We start from the raw sequence: 14,216 nt of genomic DNA, 5'->3' as shown, positions 1-14,216 counted from the left end.
CATATCCTATGAGGAATTTCACCGGAAACGCTTTTTAGCGCCAAGGATTCAAGTGCCGGGAGTGCGCGCGACAGGTACGGACGACTTGCTTCGATGGTGAGACGAACCTAACACGTCGCCTGACGCTAAGTCTTAGCCGGGTCTTTCATGCTGTGCGCGATGACCCTATCGTAATGGATCATCCGTATTGATGTCGGAGACTTTTGCTGCCTGCCTAAAGGCTGTCGGGCGTCCGCTCGTCAACGCTATGACTAAGCGGTACCACATCCGAAGGACGAAAGAAGTACGTTTTTCCACGCCTGCTAGCTGCCGCTTCGGTATGGCGAGGTCCAAATGTAAGCGCCGTGTTACGGGTTTACGCTTTGATTGCTGCTGTGCGGCAGATTTGCGGTCATTTGAACCGGATCGGTAAATCGGATGCGCGCGGAGCGTGTTGCATGCAGTGCATCATACGCGTCTCCCCGACTTTCAATTTGGCGGATTGACGCTGGATGTTGTCTGGGCCGCATACCGTCGGGTGCATTGTCATACGGCCGCATGTGCTTTTTTTGCTTCCTTAAGAGCGCATTTAAAAAACACGATCCACCTCATGCGCAACGGTTGTACCAACCGGTTAGTTCGGTAAGTCTCGCTCCCTCAGGTCACCGAGACGCCCAGCAATCGGCCGACGCCGAAGGTGAATCCAGCGGCAACAAGGCCGATCACGATCTGGCGGATAGCCGAAAATGCGATGCCGCGTCCGTTGAAGAGCGAGGTGAACATGCCGATCGCAGCGAGGGCGAGTACGCTTAGCGCGATGCACTGGATCACAGCCGTTAAGCCGTTCGCCCAAAGAAAGGGCATGGCGGGAAAAATGGCACCGATTGCGAACAGGCAGAACGAGACCGCCGCCGCCGACCACGGATTGCCTCCGAGTTCGGCAGGATCGAGGCCGAGTTCTTCGCGCGTGAGTGCATCGAGTGCCTTGTCCTTGTCGCGCATAATCTGCGATGCCACGCGCTTCGCGACCGCGCTGTCGAGTCCCTTCGCGCGATAGATCAGGCTGAGTTCATGCTCTTCGGCTTCAGGAGTATGTTCGAGTTCGTCTGCTTCCCTGGCGATCTGCGTCTTCGCAAGCTCGCGCGCGTTGGTCACCGAGAGCCACTCGCCGAGCGCCATCGAGCAGGCGCCGGCGATCAGTCCGGCGAGCCCCGTCAAAAGGATGGTCTTGTTGCTGGTGCCCGCGCCCGCGACCCCCATCAGCAAGCAGAAGTTCGACACGAGCCCGTCGTTCGCGCCGAGAACCGCCGCTCGCAGATCGTTGCCCGACGACACGCCCTTGTGCCACGACTCCGCACTCGCGATTTGCGCGCCCTTCGACGCGTCGGGCTTGTCGGCATCGGCCATGGCCTGCACGACGTCTGCGTGCCGATGTTCTTCTTCCGACATCTCCGCGGTGTCCGGATGTCCTGCGTACTTGTTGCGATCCGCGTATTCGGCGGCTGCAAGCGAAGGAAGGACGAACGCCGGTCCGAATACATGCACGAGGCCGCGCATGAGAACGGTCTTGACGCCCGGGCCTCGCGACTTCACGTGCACGCCGTTCGCTTCCAGCTTGTCCGCCCAGACGCGTGCGTGCTTGCGCTCCGATTGCGCCAGTTCGCCGAACACCTGCTTGCGCAAGGTGTCTTTCTCGACGCGGGCAAGCGTTTCATAAAGCGCCGCGCTGTGAAGCTCGTCGATCAGGTTCGCGCGATATCGCTTGAGTTCGTTGTTCGATGCCATCGCCGGTCGCCTCGTTTCGGATGCGAACCGATAGAGGTTAGCCGACGCCGGATGATTCGCGTGCCAAGCCCTTGTTATGCGCTTTTAGCGCGAATGGCAACCGTTCGTATCGTTATTTGCGGTATTGGCGAAGCTCGCATGGAAGGACAGCGGCGCGCGCCGCTGTCTTACGCCGGGCGCTTTAACCCCCGAGCGCGGGATCGCTCGCGCTGTCGCGGCCGGTCTCCACGTGGCCGGCAAGCCGGCGCACGAACGCGCGGTCCGTATCGACAGTCACCTGCACGTCGTACCAGCCATGCGCGCCGCGCAAGTCGAGATACACCGCCGCCGTATCGCCGCCCGCCACGCGACGCTTGACCACGGCCGAAGGATCGTAGGCGTTGACGATGGAGAACTCGCATCGCGACGTGCCGAGGTTCTTCAGGCGCAACTGAAGGTTGCCGTTCGCGACGTCGTAGCCTTCCGCGACATCGGGCAGCGCGCGTTCGCGCTGATTCCACCCGCCGCCCGCGGCCGGTTTGCCTGCCAGCCGGCGCAGGAAACCGTTCGGCCCGTGGATCGTGAAGTCGAACGTGCCGTCGGCGTCGAGCGCGAGCCGGTCGGTGAGCCGTTTGCCTGCCTCGACGGTGTAGGTGCGAGGCGCGTCGGTGCTCGGCGCGCGATACAGCAGGAAGACGGCGCCCGCACGGCCCGTGTTGATGAAGGCCATCGACACCTGCTTCGCCGATTCGTCGATCCGCGAACGCACGAAGAACTCGTAAGGCAGCGCGCGCGAGCGGCGCACACCCGGTTCCTGTCGGGGCACGGCCTGCGAGACCGGCGGCAACGGCACGTAGTCGGGATGACGCTGCTTGTCGGCGGGGACGTAGCCCGTCGTCGGGGGCAACGGCGGGAACGCGTCGTTTGGGTTCTCGAAGTTGAACGCCGACGTGAGATCGCCGCATATCGCACGGCGCCACGGCGAGATGTTCGCTTCCTTCACGTCGCGACCGTGGCCGAAGCGGCACTCGATGAAGCGGATCACCGACGTGTGATCGAAGGTCTCCGAGCAGACCCAGCCGCCCTTCGACCACGGCGACACCACGAGCATCGGCACGCGCGCGCCGAGCCCGTAGGGACCGGGCGCGTACTTCGCGTCGCCGGGGAAGTACTCGCCGGTCGTATCGACGGTCGAGAGTCCGTTCGCGCTCGATCCCGGTGCGAACGGCGGCACGAGGTGATCGAAGAAGCCGTCGTTCTCGTCGTAATTGATGAAGAGCGCGGTCTTGCTCCAGACTTCCGGATTGGACGTCAGGACCTGTAACACCTGGTCGATGTACCACGCGCCGTAGTTCGCCGGCCAGTTCGGATGCTCGGAGAACGCTTCCGGCGCGACGATCCACGATACCTGCGGCAACGTGTTGTTCTGCACGTCACGCTTGAGGATGTCGAAGTAGCCGTCGCCCGCGGCTGCGTTCGTGCCGCGACGCGCCTTCTCGTACAGCGCGCTGCCGGGCTGCGCGTTCTGATACTGCTTGAAATAGAGCAGGGACGTGTCGCCGTAGTTGCCGATGAACGCGTCCTGCGTCCAGCCCCACGAACCTTTCGCATCGAGGCCCGTGCCGATGTCCTGATACACCTTCCACGAGATGCCCGCGCGTTCCAGCACTTCCGGATAGGTGGACCAGCCGTAACCGACTTCGGCGTTGTCGATGACCGGGCCGCCGCCGGTATTGTCGTTGCCGACGTAGCCGGTCCACAGGTAGTAGCGGTTCGGATCGGTCGACGTGTTGGTCGAGCAGTGATACGCGTCGCAGATCGTGAAGGCGTCGGCGAGCCGATAGTGGAAGGGAATATCCTCGCGCGTGAGGTAGGCCATCGTCGTCGTGCCCTTGTACGGCACCCATTGGTCGTAGCGGCCGCCGTTGAAGGCGCCGAGGCCGCTTTTCCAGTCGTGCGGCAGGTCCTGCAAAAACTGCAGGCCCATGTTCGGCGCGTCCGGATGAAACGGCAGCACGTCGCCGGCGCCCGCTGCGATCGGCTGATGCCAGACGGGCTTGCCGTTCGGCAGCGTGACCGCGCGCGTGTCGCCGAAGCCGCGCACGCCGCGCAAGGTGCCGAAGTAATGATCGAACGAGCGGTTCTCCTGCATCAGCACGACGATGTGCTCGACGTCCTTGATCGATCCGTGGCGGTTGTGCGCGGGGATCGCGAGCGCGTTGCGGATGCCTGCCGGCATCACGTTCAGTGCAGTGGCCGCGCCGGCCGCCTGAGCGGCGGCGCGCAGGAATTCGCGTCGGTTTTTCGATGTCATGGGGTGTGCACCAGGGGAGGGGTTAGTCGACGGTGTGGATGACGGGCGGGGCGAGCACATCGGACGCAGGGCGAGGCGCCGGGGCCTCGCCTGTGGTCGCCTGCTGCGCCCAGCTTTGCAGGGAACTCACGGCTTGTTGCTGTTGCGGGTTGGGACGTTCAGAAAGGGACGTTGCGGGCGTTGGCTTGGTGTCGTCATTCGCGCTGTTGTTCGCGTCATCGCATGCGCAAACGCTTGCGCATGCGAGCAGCACAAGAGGCGCGAGCAAGGGACGCCGAAGCGCCCGCAGCGTCGAGCGACAGACGCGCGCAGAAAGCGTGAAGACGGAGTGAAGGAAGAACGCAGGCATACCCGGACGCGCGCATCTTGAAGAGATGGGGTCCAAGGATAGGTATTACCTGTGTAAGAAATATGACTCGTCGTGCGAATTCGAACGCGAGTCGTTGCCCTGCTTAAAGAGTCAGGTCGAATGAACGCGCGAGAAGTCCGGGCAGCTTCATCCCGCCTGTCGACCGCTCGCCCCAGGTCCAGTCGCTCAGCATCAGCTCCGGCGTCTCGCCGAGCCGTTCGAGTTCGCTGCCGAGCAGGCGATAGAGACTGTCGTCGAAACGCATTGCCTCGACCGGCGCGACGATCTCGCCATGCTCGACCCAGAACGTCGCAAAGCGCGTCATGCCGGTGAGCCGGCCGTTCACGCGATCGGAAAAATTCACGTACCAGAGGTTGCCCACATACAGCCCCGTATCGAGCGCCTTCAGCACATCGGCGTCGGCGAGATCGCCGCCTTGCATTGACAACGTGACCGGCATCTCGCTTGCGAGCGCCCCGTTCGGACGCTGGCCGTGTTCGCGAGCCGTGCGCGCGCTGACGAGCAGCCCCGCGCTGCGGCCCTGCTCGATGAGCGGCACGCTCTCGCGCAGATAGCCGTCCTCGTTGAAGCGCGGCGCGATGTCGAGGCCGAGGTCTTCGGTCAGCGTGACGCGCGGATCGAGCGATACCTCACCCGCGTGCAACCGATGCAACTCGCTGCGCCCGCTCGCCTGCTGGCGCGCGGAGAACGCGGTGAACGACGCGGTGCCGATCAGTTCCCAAAGCGCGGCCGGCGCGAGGTAAGTGCGGTACTGTCCCGGCGACAGGACGCGCGGCGTGCGCTCGAACACCCGCATGTGGGCGGCGGCCTGCTCGACGCGGCTCGCGAAGACATCGTCGCGCCAGTCGTCGCCCGCGTAGGTTGTCTTGATCGCGCGTCCGCCCGCTTCGCACAGCGACCAGCTGAAGTTGAAGTTCTCGACCTCGTGCCAGCCGCGGCTGCCGAGCGACGAAGCGAAGCCGCGCACGATCGAGCCGCCCGCGTAGAAGCCGACGAAATCGAGCCCGGCCGCGCAGCCGGTGACGACGCGCACGAGCGCGTCGATTCCGGGCAAGGTGCCGCGCCGGTGCGTCGACTGCGACCACGGCGAGCGGTCGAAGAGCAGGTGCGGATCGTCGGGCGCGTCGCGCAGACCGTCGCGCAGGATAGCGAGCGTCTCGGCGATATCGCTTCGATCCTGCGCGGGGTCGCCGCCGATCGTGAGCGTCGCATACGCCTGCCGTTCGCCCTCGACGAGCCGCAGCGTCAGCTTGCCCTGCGTCACGCGGCCGATCTGCCGCACCTTGCCCGCGTTGAAGCGAACGAAGTCCGAGTCTTCGGCCGAGAGCGACGTCAACGCGACTTCGCCTTCGCGCAGCCGCGCTTCGATGTCGTCCGCGAGCGAGGCGAAATGACGATGCCAGTCGAATGCCGGTGCGGTCATCGCGCGCCTCCGAACACGTCGACGTTGCTGAACACGCATGCCGGCGACGCATGGCCGACGCGCACGATCTGCATCGGCTCGCCCTTGCCGCACATCGACGTGCCATACACGCGGCGCGTCTCCTCGTTGCCGACGGCGGCCAGGCTGCGCCAGAAGTTCGCCGAGATGCCGCGATAGTTCGGTTGCCGGACCACTTGCGTGAGCGTGCCGTTCTCGATCAACTGGCCCCACTCGCAGCCGAACTGGAACTTGTTGCGATGATCGTCGATGGACCACGACGTATTCGTGCGCATCATGATGCCGCGTTCGATGCCGGCGATCATCTCGTCGAGCGAGCTCGATCCCGGCTCGATGTTGAGATTCGCCATGCGGTCGATCGGCGGACGGTTCCAGCCCGACGCCCGCGAGTTCGCCACGCCGGGAAGCCCCGCGCGCTGTTGCGACAGCGCGCCGCCGAGCGGCCGTTCGAGCACGCCGTCGCGGATCAGATACGCCTTGTGCGCGCGGGTGCCGTCGTCGTCGAACGCGTAGGTGGCGGCTTCGGCCGCGTAGCCGGGGTCGAAGGTCACGTTGAGGAGCGGCGAGCCGTAACGATAGGTGCCGAAGTCTTCGCGCCTGATGAAGCTCGATCCCGCGAAATTGCGCTCGTCGCCGAGGATGCGATCCAGTTCGAGCGGATGACCGATCGATTCGTGGATCTGCAGCATCATCTGGTCGGGCATCAGGAGCAGGTCGCGCGGTCCCGACGGACAATTCGGCGCGGCGAGCAGTTGCAGTGCTTCGTCGGCGATGCGCTCGCCCGCGCCGTCGAACCGATAGCGCGCGAGCACTTCGATTCCGCCTTGCGCGAGCGTGCCGTAGTCGCCGCCGAGCGTGCGGACTTGCGTGTCGCCCGCCGCGTGCGCGACGGCGGTGAATTGCGGCATCACGAGATTGAAACGCTGGTCGACGCGCACGCCGTCGCTCGTGATGAAGGTTTGCTCGATGCGCGTGAGGGTCACGCCCGCGATGCGTTCGACGATGCGCTCGTCGATGCGTGCGGCGGCGCATTCGTGCGCGAGACGCGCGAGCCATTCGTTGCGATCGGGCAGGGGCGCTTGTGCGCCGGGCGATTCGTATCGGCCGCTTTCGACGGGACGCAGCATCTGCCGGTGATCGACGAGCGACGCGGCCGCGCACGCTTGTGCGCGCTGCGTGGCGACGTCGAGCGCGGCTTGCAGGCCCGACGCGGAGAGGTCGGGGCTCGCGGCATAACCGGCGCCCGCCCCGGCCCACGCGACGAGCATCGCGCCGCGATCGCGCGTGGTGGAGAGCGGCTGGACGACGTCGTTGCGCACGGCATGCTGGTCGATTCGTTCATCGACGATGCGCACGGACCAGAAGTCCGCCGTGCTGCGCAGGGCGCTCGCGGCGCGTGTCACGGATTCCTGGATCATGCGATGGGCTCGATCGTGCGGACGGCACATTATGGCCGATCGAAAAAAACGTGGGAGGCGCGCCTTCCGATCCCGTCCGTGCCCAATTTGCTAGCATGCTGCCTTCCCCGCAGCCGGCAGGTCAGTGTGAAGCGCCCCGACGTATCCTTCCTTCGAGACCATTTCGACCGCGCCATCGCGCGCACGCGTCCGGTCGCCGCCGAACTTTTGCGCCGCCTGCGTCATCCCACGCGACGCGGTCTCGTGCGGGCGGCGGCGGCCGTGCCCGCGCTCGTGCTCCTCTACGTGCTCGTGCTGATTCCGTTCACGCCGGGCATCGGCGACATCCGCCGTGCCAAGGTCGACGAACCCGCGCGCATCTTTTCCGCCGATGGCAAGCTGCTCGCGGAATTCAAACCCGTCAACCGCGAGTGGGCGAAGCTCGCGGACATCTCGCCGCATGTGGTCGAGGCGCTCGTCGCGACCGAGGATCATCGCTTCTATCAGCATCACGGCCTGGACTGGCGGCGCACGGCGTCGGCGGCGGTTCGCACGTTCTCCGGCGACCGGCAGGGCGGCTCCACCATCACGCAGCAGCTCGCGCGCAACCTGTACCCGGACGACATCGGCCGCTCGCAGACGCTCACGCGCAAGCTGAAGGAAGCGATCACCGCGCTCAAGATCGAGATGATCTACACGAAAGCCGAGATCCTCGAAACGTATCTCAACACCGTGCCGTTCCTGTACAACGCGTACGGCATCGAGATGGCGGCGCGCACCTACTTCGACAAATCCGCCGATCGTCTCGACGTGACCGAAAGCGCGACGCTCGTCGGCATGCTGAAGGGCAACAGCTACTACAACCCGGTCATCAATCCCGAGCGCGCGCTGGAGCGGCGCAACATCGTGCTCGCGCAGATGGTGAAGTACGGACATCTCGCGCCTACGACCTACGAGTCGCTGAAGCGCCGGCCATTGCGCGTCGATTTCGAGCGTCAGCTGGAGGCGCCCGGCCGCGCGCCGCATTTCGCGCAGCAGTTGCGCAAGTGGCTGATCGCGTGGGCCGACGACAACGACTACAACATCTATTCCGACGGGCTCGTGGTGCGCACCACCATCGACTCGCGTCTGCAGACGATGGCGACGCAAGCCGTCACGTGGCAGGGCAACCAGTTGCAGTCGATCGCGAACGCGGCGTGGGGCGCGCGTGCGGGCTGCGCCGGCGGCAATCCCGACCTCGTGCGCGCGTTCGTGCGCGAGTCGCCCGAATACCGCGCGGCGAAGGATGCCGGCGTCGCCGAAGACGAAGCGATGAAGCGCTTCGCATCGGACCGCAACTTCATGCGCACGCTGTGCGAGAACAAGACGCGCATGCAGGCGGCGTTTCTCGCGCTCGATCCGCGCAACGGCTATATCCGGGCGTGGGTCGGCAGTCGCGATTTCAGCCAGGACCCGTTCGATCACGTCAGCCAGGCGCGGCGCCAGCCGGGCTCGACCTTCAAGCCGTTCGTCTATGGCGCGGCCTTCGAGCAGGGCGCCAAGCCCGACGACACGTTCATCGACCAGGCCGTCGAGATCCCGCTCGCGGGCGGCGAAGTCTGGCGTCCCGAGGACGACTCGCCGCCGAGCGGCCGTCCCGTGACCCTGCGCGATGGTCTCGCCTATTCGAAGAACCGCATCACGGCGCAACTGATGCAGGAAGTCGGGCCCGCGCGCGTCGCGCGGCTCGCGCGTGCGATGGGCGTGCGCGACAGCAGGCTCGAACTCGTGCCGTCGCTCGCGCTCGGCACGAGTCCGGTGACGCTGAAGGAAATGGTGTCGGCATACGGGACGATCGCGAACGGCGGCGGCCATGTCGAGCCGGTGCTCGTCACGCGCATCGAGGATCGCAAGGGCGAACTGCTGGCGCAGTTCGAGCCCGCGACGCCCGAACGCGTGCTGCCCGCGGACGCCGCGCAGAAACTGCTCGACGCGATGCGCGCGGTGATCGATCGCGGCACGGGTTCGAGCATTCGCAGCCGCTTCGGGATTCGCGGAGAGGTCGCGGGCAAGACCGGCACGACGCAGGACAACGCCGACGGCTGGTTCATCCTGGTGCATCCGCAGCTCGTGGCGGGCGCGTGGGTCGGCTTCAACGACAGTCGCGTGACGCTGCGCAGCGACTACTGGGGACAGGGCGCGCACAGCGCGTTACCGATCGTCGGCGATTTCTTCCAGCGTTCGATGCGCTCGCGTCTGATCGATCCGCGCGAGCGCTTCGCCAGGGAAGAAGAGACCGGCACGTTGCGCGCGTGGGTCGCGAGTGTTCGAGGATGGTTCGCGAACCGGTTCGCTTCGAAGCCGGCGAGAGCGCCGCAGGCCGTGCCGCCGATCATCGCGTCGTCAATGCCGGCCGAGATGCCGCCGTTGCTGCCGCTGCCGTCCGAAGAGCAGCAGCCCGCCTCCGGCCCGGGCGCCGCGCCCTGAAACGAGCCGCCGAGCGTCGCGCTATTTCGCACTCTGCGTGCGACGTCCCACACAGGCGGCATTTATTTGTATGTACATTGGGACATCCGCCACAGAGTGTGAGAGCCGATGTAAGAAGCGTTCTGGCGCGGCAGGACACAGCCGCGCCTACTACTTCCCATCGACGAACTATCTTGAGAGAAGGCCCCGGCGCATTGCGCGACGGGGCCTTTAGTTTTGCGGACGCTCGCGGCCGTCCAAGCGCCCGCGCCCGGCAATGTTTCGCAGCCGCTCAATGGCGATGACGCAGCCAGCCGTGATGCGCCTCGTGTGGCGCATGGCCGCGCAGCGCCTCGCGCGAGCGGCGCGATTCGATGCCCTCGTGCACCAGCAGCACCAGCGCGACGAGCGCCAGCAGCGAGAGCGCGAACAGCACGTTGACGACGTCGCCCACTGTCACGCGCGAACTCAAAGCCGAACCGGACAACCGGATCAGGGTACCCAAAAACTCGTTCATCGCGGCCTCCGCATCCGAGCCCGACCACGCTTATATTTTAGGTCGCGCGTGGGCCCTCTGCGTACTGCTTCTCGGTTGCTGCGGCGGCCGTGTCATTCGCCGCGCGACGGCGCGTCGGGTCGGCGCAGCGCAAGTCCGACGCCGCTTAACGTGAGCGCCATCGCCGCAGCTTCGCGGGCGCCGAGCGGTTCGCCGAGCGCGATCGCGGCGGCCACGATGCCCATGATCGGCACGAGCAGCATCCCGATCGACGCGACTTCCGGCGGCAAATAGCGCAGCGTCGCGAACCACGCGAGATAGCAGACGCCCATCGGCACGAGCGCCATGTAGACGAGCACGGCCCAGCCGTTCGCCTTGAGCGCCGCGAAATCCGGATGCTCGAAAAGCAGGCCGGCGATCACCATCGGCACGCAGCCGATCCCGACCTGCCACGCGACGAGCGTGACCGGCGCAACCGGCACCGCCGTGCGCGCGACCACGGTGCCGAGCGCAAACAGCACCGCCGCCGAAAGCGCGAAGCCGATGCCGGCGAGCTTGCCCGCGTCGAACGCGATGCCGTGCCCGCCGAGCAGCACGACGACGCCCGCCAGCGCCAGCGCGAGCGCGGCGAAGCCGCGGCGCGTCGGCCGGCGCGACTGGATCGGCCAGGCGAGCAGCATCGCCCAGACCGGCATCGTGTAGACGAGCAGCGCGCCCTCGCTGACGGAAAGCCATTTCATCGAGAGCGTGGAAAAACCCATCCACGCGAAGACGTTGGTGCAGGCGGCGAGGACGACCCGCGGCATGACCTGGCGCGAAATGCGCGTGTTCTCGCCGATCGCGGTCGCGATGGCGCCGAGCAAAAGCGCCGCCGCGACGCCCGCGACGCCGCGCGAAAAAAGCGGCGGCCATTGCTTGAGCAGCACTTTCATGGCGGGCCAGTTGAGCGCCCAGCCGACGGCGGTCACGAAGAGGAAGATCAGGCCGGGCCAGCGCGAGCGCGTCGTCGAATGGGTCATGTTGTTGTTATGGAATCGCGAGGCCCGATGATACCGTTCGGAGCGTATCGGGACATCCGCGCGCAATTTTGTCGGCATTTCCTTCGCGATACGCCCCGGATTAAAAAGACGGATTTACATGGTGTCGAAGAATCATTTCAATAAACCCGGAACATAGTGTATGTAATCGATTAAATCGGTTAATTGGCGGAGCTAACAACGGTCTATAAAACTAATATTGAAATCTTGAAGGCGAGTTTGACCGCCGTGCGCAAACGTTTGCGCGAGTTTTGTGTTTCAATCGGACGGCGTTTCGCGGACACGTTCCGCGTTACCGATGCGAATTCAATAACAACGGAAACGGGCCATGCACTTTCAGTACGAGGCGTCATCACCTGAAGAGCGACAGTCGAATCCCGTTCGGCACGCGCATTTTCAAAGATGGTTTTCGACCTTTGCGAGCCTCGCGCATTCCCGGCTGCCGCTCGATCCTTATCTGCAATCCGTGACCGATACGCTGAAGGAAGTCGCCGGCGTGGCGTCGGCGGTCGTCGAGTGGATCGAGGGCGATCAACTCGTCTATCGCGCCGTGAGCGGCGAGGCCGCCCGTCACATCGGCACGCGGATCGCCCTGGAGGGCAGCCTCTCGGGCCTGTGCATCACGCGGCAGCAGCCGCTCATCTGCCGCGATGCGTCGACCGATCATCGCGTCGACCGCGCCGCGTGCGAAGCGGTCGGGGCCGTGTCGATGGTGGTGGCGCCCGTCGTCTACGAAGGACGCTCGGTTGCCGTGCTGAAGCTGATTTCGCGCCAGGTCGATCAGTTCAAGGCCGCCGACGTCAGCATCCTCGACGCGTTTTGCGCCTGCATCGCCGTGACCATCGCGCGGGAAGAAATCGCCCAGGAAAACGAGAAGCTGTTGCGGGCGAACCAAAGCGTCGCCGCGGATCTGAACGTCGAGTCGTCGCTGCGCATCGAATACGAGAAAAAGCTCGCCGACGCGCTGCGGCGCCGGCGCACCGTGCTCGACAACGCGCACGTGGCGTTCGTGGCGATCGACGAAGCGGGGCTCATCGCCGACTGGAACGAGGCCGCGGCGAACCTGTTCGGCTGGCGCACCCATGAGGCGATCGGCGAGGAACTGTCCGCGCTGATCGTGCCCGAGCGCTTTCGCGATGCGCACCGGGCGGGCCTCACGCGCTACCTCGCGACGGGCGAAGCGCGCTTCATCAACAAGCGCGTCGAGTTGCCGGCGATGCGCCGCGACGGGCGCGAGTTTCCGGCGGAACTCACGATCAGCGAGGTCTGGTTCGAGAGCCAGCGGCAGTTCACCTGCTTCATCCACGACATCTCCGACCGGCGCCGCGCCACGGAAGCCGACGAACGCCTGCGTCTGCTGATCAATTCCGTCAGCGACTACGCCATCTTCATGCTGGACCAGGACGGCTTCGTGCGGTCCTGGAACGACGGCGCCCGCGAGATCCACGGCTATGAAGCGGACGAAATCGTCGGGCGGCATTTCACGCTGTTCTTCTCACCCGACGACGTCAGCAAGAAGAAGCCGGAGGCCGAATTGCTGCGGGCGGCGTCGCAGGGACGCGTAGAGAACGAAGGCTGGCGCTTGCGCAAGGACGGCTCCGCGTTCTGGGCGCATGTGATCCTGACCGCGCTGCGCGATGGCGACGGACAGCAGCAAGGCTTCGTCAAGATCACGCGCGACATGACCGCGCGGCGCAGGCTCGAGGAACTGGAAGCGTCGAGCCGCCGGATGAACGAATTTCTGGCGCTGCTCGGCCACGAACTGCGCAATCCGCTCGCGCCGATCCGCAATGCGGTCAGCATTCTCAAGCTCAAGTCGACCGAAGACGCCGACGTCGTGCGCAGCCGCCAGATCGTCGACCGTCAGCTCGCGCACCTGACGAAGCTCGTCGACGATCTGCTCGAAGCGGGCCGCGTCAGTTCGGGCAAGATTCGCCTGTCGAGCGACACGGTCAACGTCGCCGACGTGATCCAGCTGAGCGTCGAGGCGAGCCAGCCGCTTTTCGACGAGCGCCAGCAACGGCTCGCGGTGAGCGGCGCCGAGCAGCCGCTGTTCGTGAAAGGCGATACGACGCGGCTCGTCCAGGCGCTCAACAACCTGCTGAACAACGCATCGAAATTCAGCCCGGTCGGTTCGAAGATCACGCTCGAAACCGGGCCGCATGGGAATTCGGTGGTGGTCCGCGTGATCGACCGGGGCCGCGGCATCTCGCCGGATGCGCTCGACAGCGTGTTCGACCTGTTCGTGCAGGAACATCCGCCTGGCGCCCATGCGGACGAGGGCGGCCTCGGCATCGGCCTGACGCTCGTGCGCGCCATCGCGCAACTGCACGGCGGACACGTCGAAGCACGCAGCGGCGGCGCGGGACAGGGCAGCACGTTCAGCATGTGGCTGCCGCTCGTGCAGGCGCCGACGCGCGCCGCGAGCGTGCCGCCGACGCCGGATCGGCACGCGAACCGGCCGCTCGACGTGCTGGTCGTCGACGACAACAAGGATTCCGCCGACAGCATGACGCTGCTCGTGGAAATGCTCGGACACACCGCGCGCGCGGCCTACGACGGCCCCGACGCGCTGCAGTCGTTCGGGCAACGCGCGCCGCAGGTCGTGTTGCTCGACCTGTCGATGCCGGGCATGACGGGGTTCGACGTGATCCGGCGCATCCGCGAGGCGACGAGCGGCGACGTGATCGTCGCGGCGATGACGGGCCTCGGTTCGGACGAGGACATCGCCCGCACGCGGACGGCGGGCTTCGACGCTCATCTCACCAAGCCGGTCGACTTGCCCGAACTGGAGGGCGTGCTCGCGCGCGCGGCGCTGCGGGCCGCGGGGGATTGAAGCGGCTGAAACGGGTTGTAGTTTCGGCAGAGACGTTGGCGCTTTTTGCCGTGCGCGCGGGGCGGTTCGGCGCAAGGCGATGTCGGGAAAACCCTTGTGGGGCGGGGGCGGGGCGGCTTTGCGCCGCGTTCAGGTAT

General features: G+C 65.7%; 8 protein-coding genes. 2 read left to right on the top strand and 6 right to left on the bottom strand.

Going from position 1 to position 14,216, the window contains the following annotated elements:
- Positions 1–636: 636 nt before the first annotated feature.
- The 4 genes from AWB66_RS16785 to AWB66_RS16770 form a co-directional block, all read right to left on the bottom strand.
- Positions 637–1,764 carry a VIT1/CCC1 transporter family protein gene (locus AWB66_RS16785; RefSeq protein WP_087631313.1) on the bottom strand — a complete coding sequence of 376 codons (1,128 nt, stop codon included), beginning with the start codon at positions 1,762–1,764 and terminating at the stop codon, positions 637–639.
- Positions 1,765–1,945: 181 nt separating this feature from the next.
- The gene (locus AWB66_RS16780; protein ID WP_087631312.1) at positions 1,946–4,057 is read right to left on the bottom strand and encodes a phosphocholine-specific phospholipase C; all 2,112 of its coding nucleotides are present in this window, start codon (positions 4,055–4,057) and stop codon (positions 1,946–1,948) included.
- A gap of 452 nt (positions 4,058–4,509) precedes the next feature.
- Positions 4,510–5,850 (bottom strand): TldD/PmbA family protein, encoded by a 1,341-nt coding sequence (locus AWB66_RS16775; protein ID WP_087631311.1) that lies wholly within the window; start codon positions 5,848–5,850, stop codon positions 4,510–4,512.
- Positions 5,847–7,286, bottom strand: a complete 1,440-nt coding sequence (locus AWB66_RS16770) for a TldD/PmbA family protein (RefSeq protein ID WP_087631310.1) — start codon at positions 7,284–7,286, stop codon at positions 5,847–5,849. Before AWB66_RS16770 ends, AWB66_RS16775 begins: the two co-directional genes overlap by 4 nt.
- 126 nt (positions 7,287–7,412) lie before the next feature.
- Between AWB66_RS16770 and AWB66_RS16765 the strand changes: the two genes are divergently transcribed.
- Complete coding sequence (locus tag AWB66_RS16765; RefSeq protein WP_407642287.1) at positions 7,413–9,731, top strand: penicillin-binding protein 1A; 2,319 nt, start codon at positions 7,413–7,415, stop codon at positions 9,729–9,731.
- Between the two features lie 271 nt (positions 9,732–10,002).
- On the opposite strand, the gene AWB66_RS16760 is transcribed toward AWB66_RS16765, so the two are convergent.
- Positions 10,003–10,227: a hypothetical protein gene (locus tag AWB66_RS16760; RefSeq protein WP_125469739.1), complete on the bottom strand. Its 225-nt coding sequence runs from the start codon at positions 10,225–10,227 to the stop codon at positions 10,003–10,005.
- Between the two features lie 92 nt (positions 10,228–10,319).
- Positions 10,320–11,225 (bottom strand): DMT family transporter, encoded by a 906-nt coding sequence (locus AWB66_RS16755; protein WP_087631307.1) that lies wholly within the window; start codon positions 11,223–11,225, stop codon positions 10,320–10,322.
- 346 nt (positions 11,226–11,571) lie between these two features.
- Here AWB66_RS16755 and AWB66_RS16750 point away from each other — a divergent pair, with 346 nt between their 5' ends.
- Entirely contained in the window at positions 11,572–14,079 is a 2,508-nt protein-coding gene (locus tag AWB66_RS16750) for a hybrid sensor histidine kinase/response regulator (RefSeq protein WP_087631306.1), read from the top strand.
- Positions 14,080–14,216: the final 137 nt, after the last annotated feature.

It is taken from the genome of Caballeronia telluris (assembly GCF_001544495.1).
Taxonomy (GTDB): domain Bacteria; phylum Pseudomonadota; class Gammaproteobacteria; order Burkholderiales; family Burkholderiaceae; genus Caballeronia; species Caballeronia telluris.
This window is presented reverse-complemented; position numbering and strand designations above follow the sequence as displayed.

Coding starts and splice junctions, on each gene's coding strand:
- AWB66_RS16760 (WP_125469739.1), bottom strand. CDS start 10,227: ATGAACGAGTTTTTGGGTACCCTGATCCGGTTGTCCGGTTCGGCTTTG.
- AWB66_RS16785 (WP_087631313.1), bottom strand. CDS start 1,764: ATGGCATCGAACAACGAACTCAAGCGATATCGCGCGAACCTGATCGAC.
- AWB66_RS16770 (WP_087631310.1), bottom strand. CDS start 7,286: ATGATCCAGGAATCCGTGACACGCGCCGCGAGCGCCCTGCGCAGCACG.
- AWB66_RS16775 (WP_087631311.1), bottom strand. CDS start 5,850: ATGACCGCACCGGCATTCGACTGGCATCGTCATTTCGCCTCGCTCGCG.
- AWB66_RS16750 (WP_087631306.1), top strand. CDS start 11,572: ATGCACTTTCAGTACGAGGCGTCATCACCTGAAGAGCGACAGTCGAAT.
- AWB66_RS16755 (WP_087631307.1), bottom strand. CDS start 11,225: ATGACCCATTCGACGACGCGCTCGCGCTGGCCCGGCCTGATCTTCCTC.
- AWB66_RS16780 (WP_087631312.1), bottom strand. CDS start 4,057: ATGACATCGAAAAACCGACGCGAATTCCTGCGCGCCGCCGCTCAGGCG.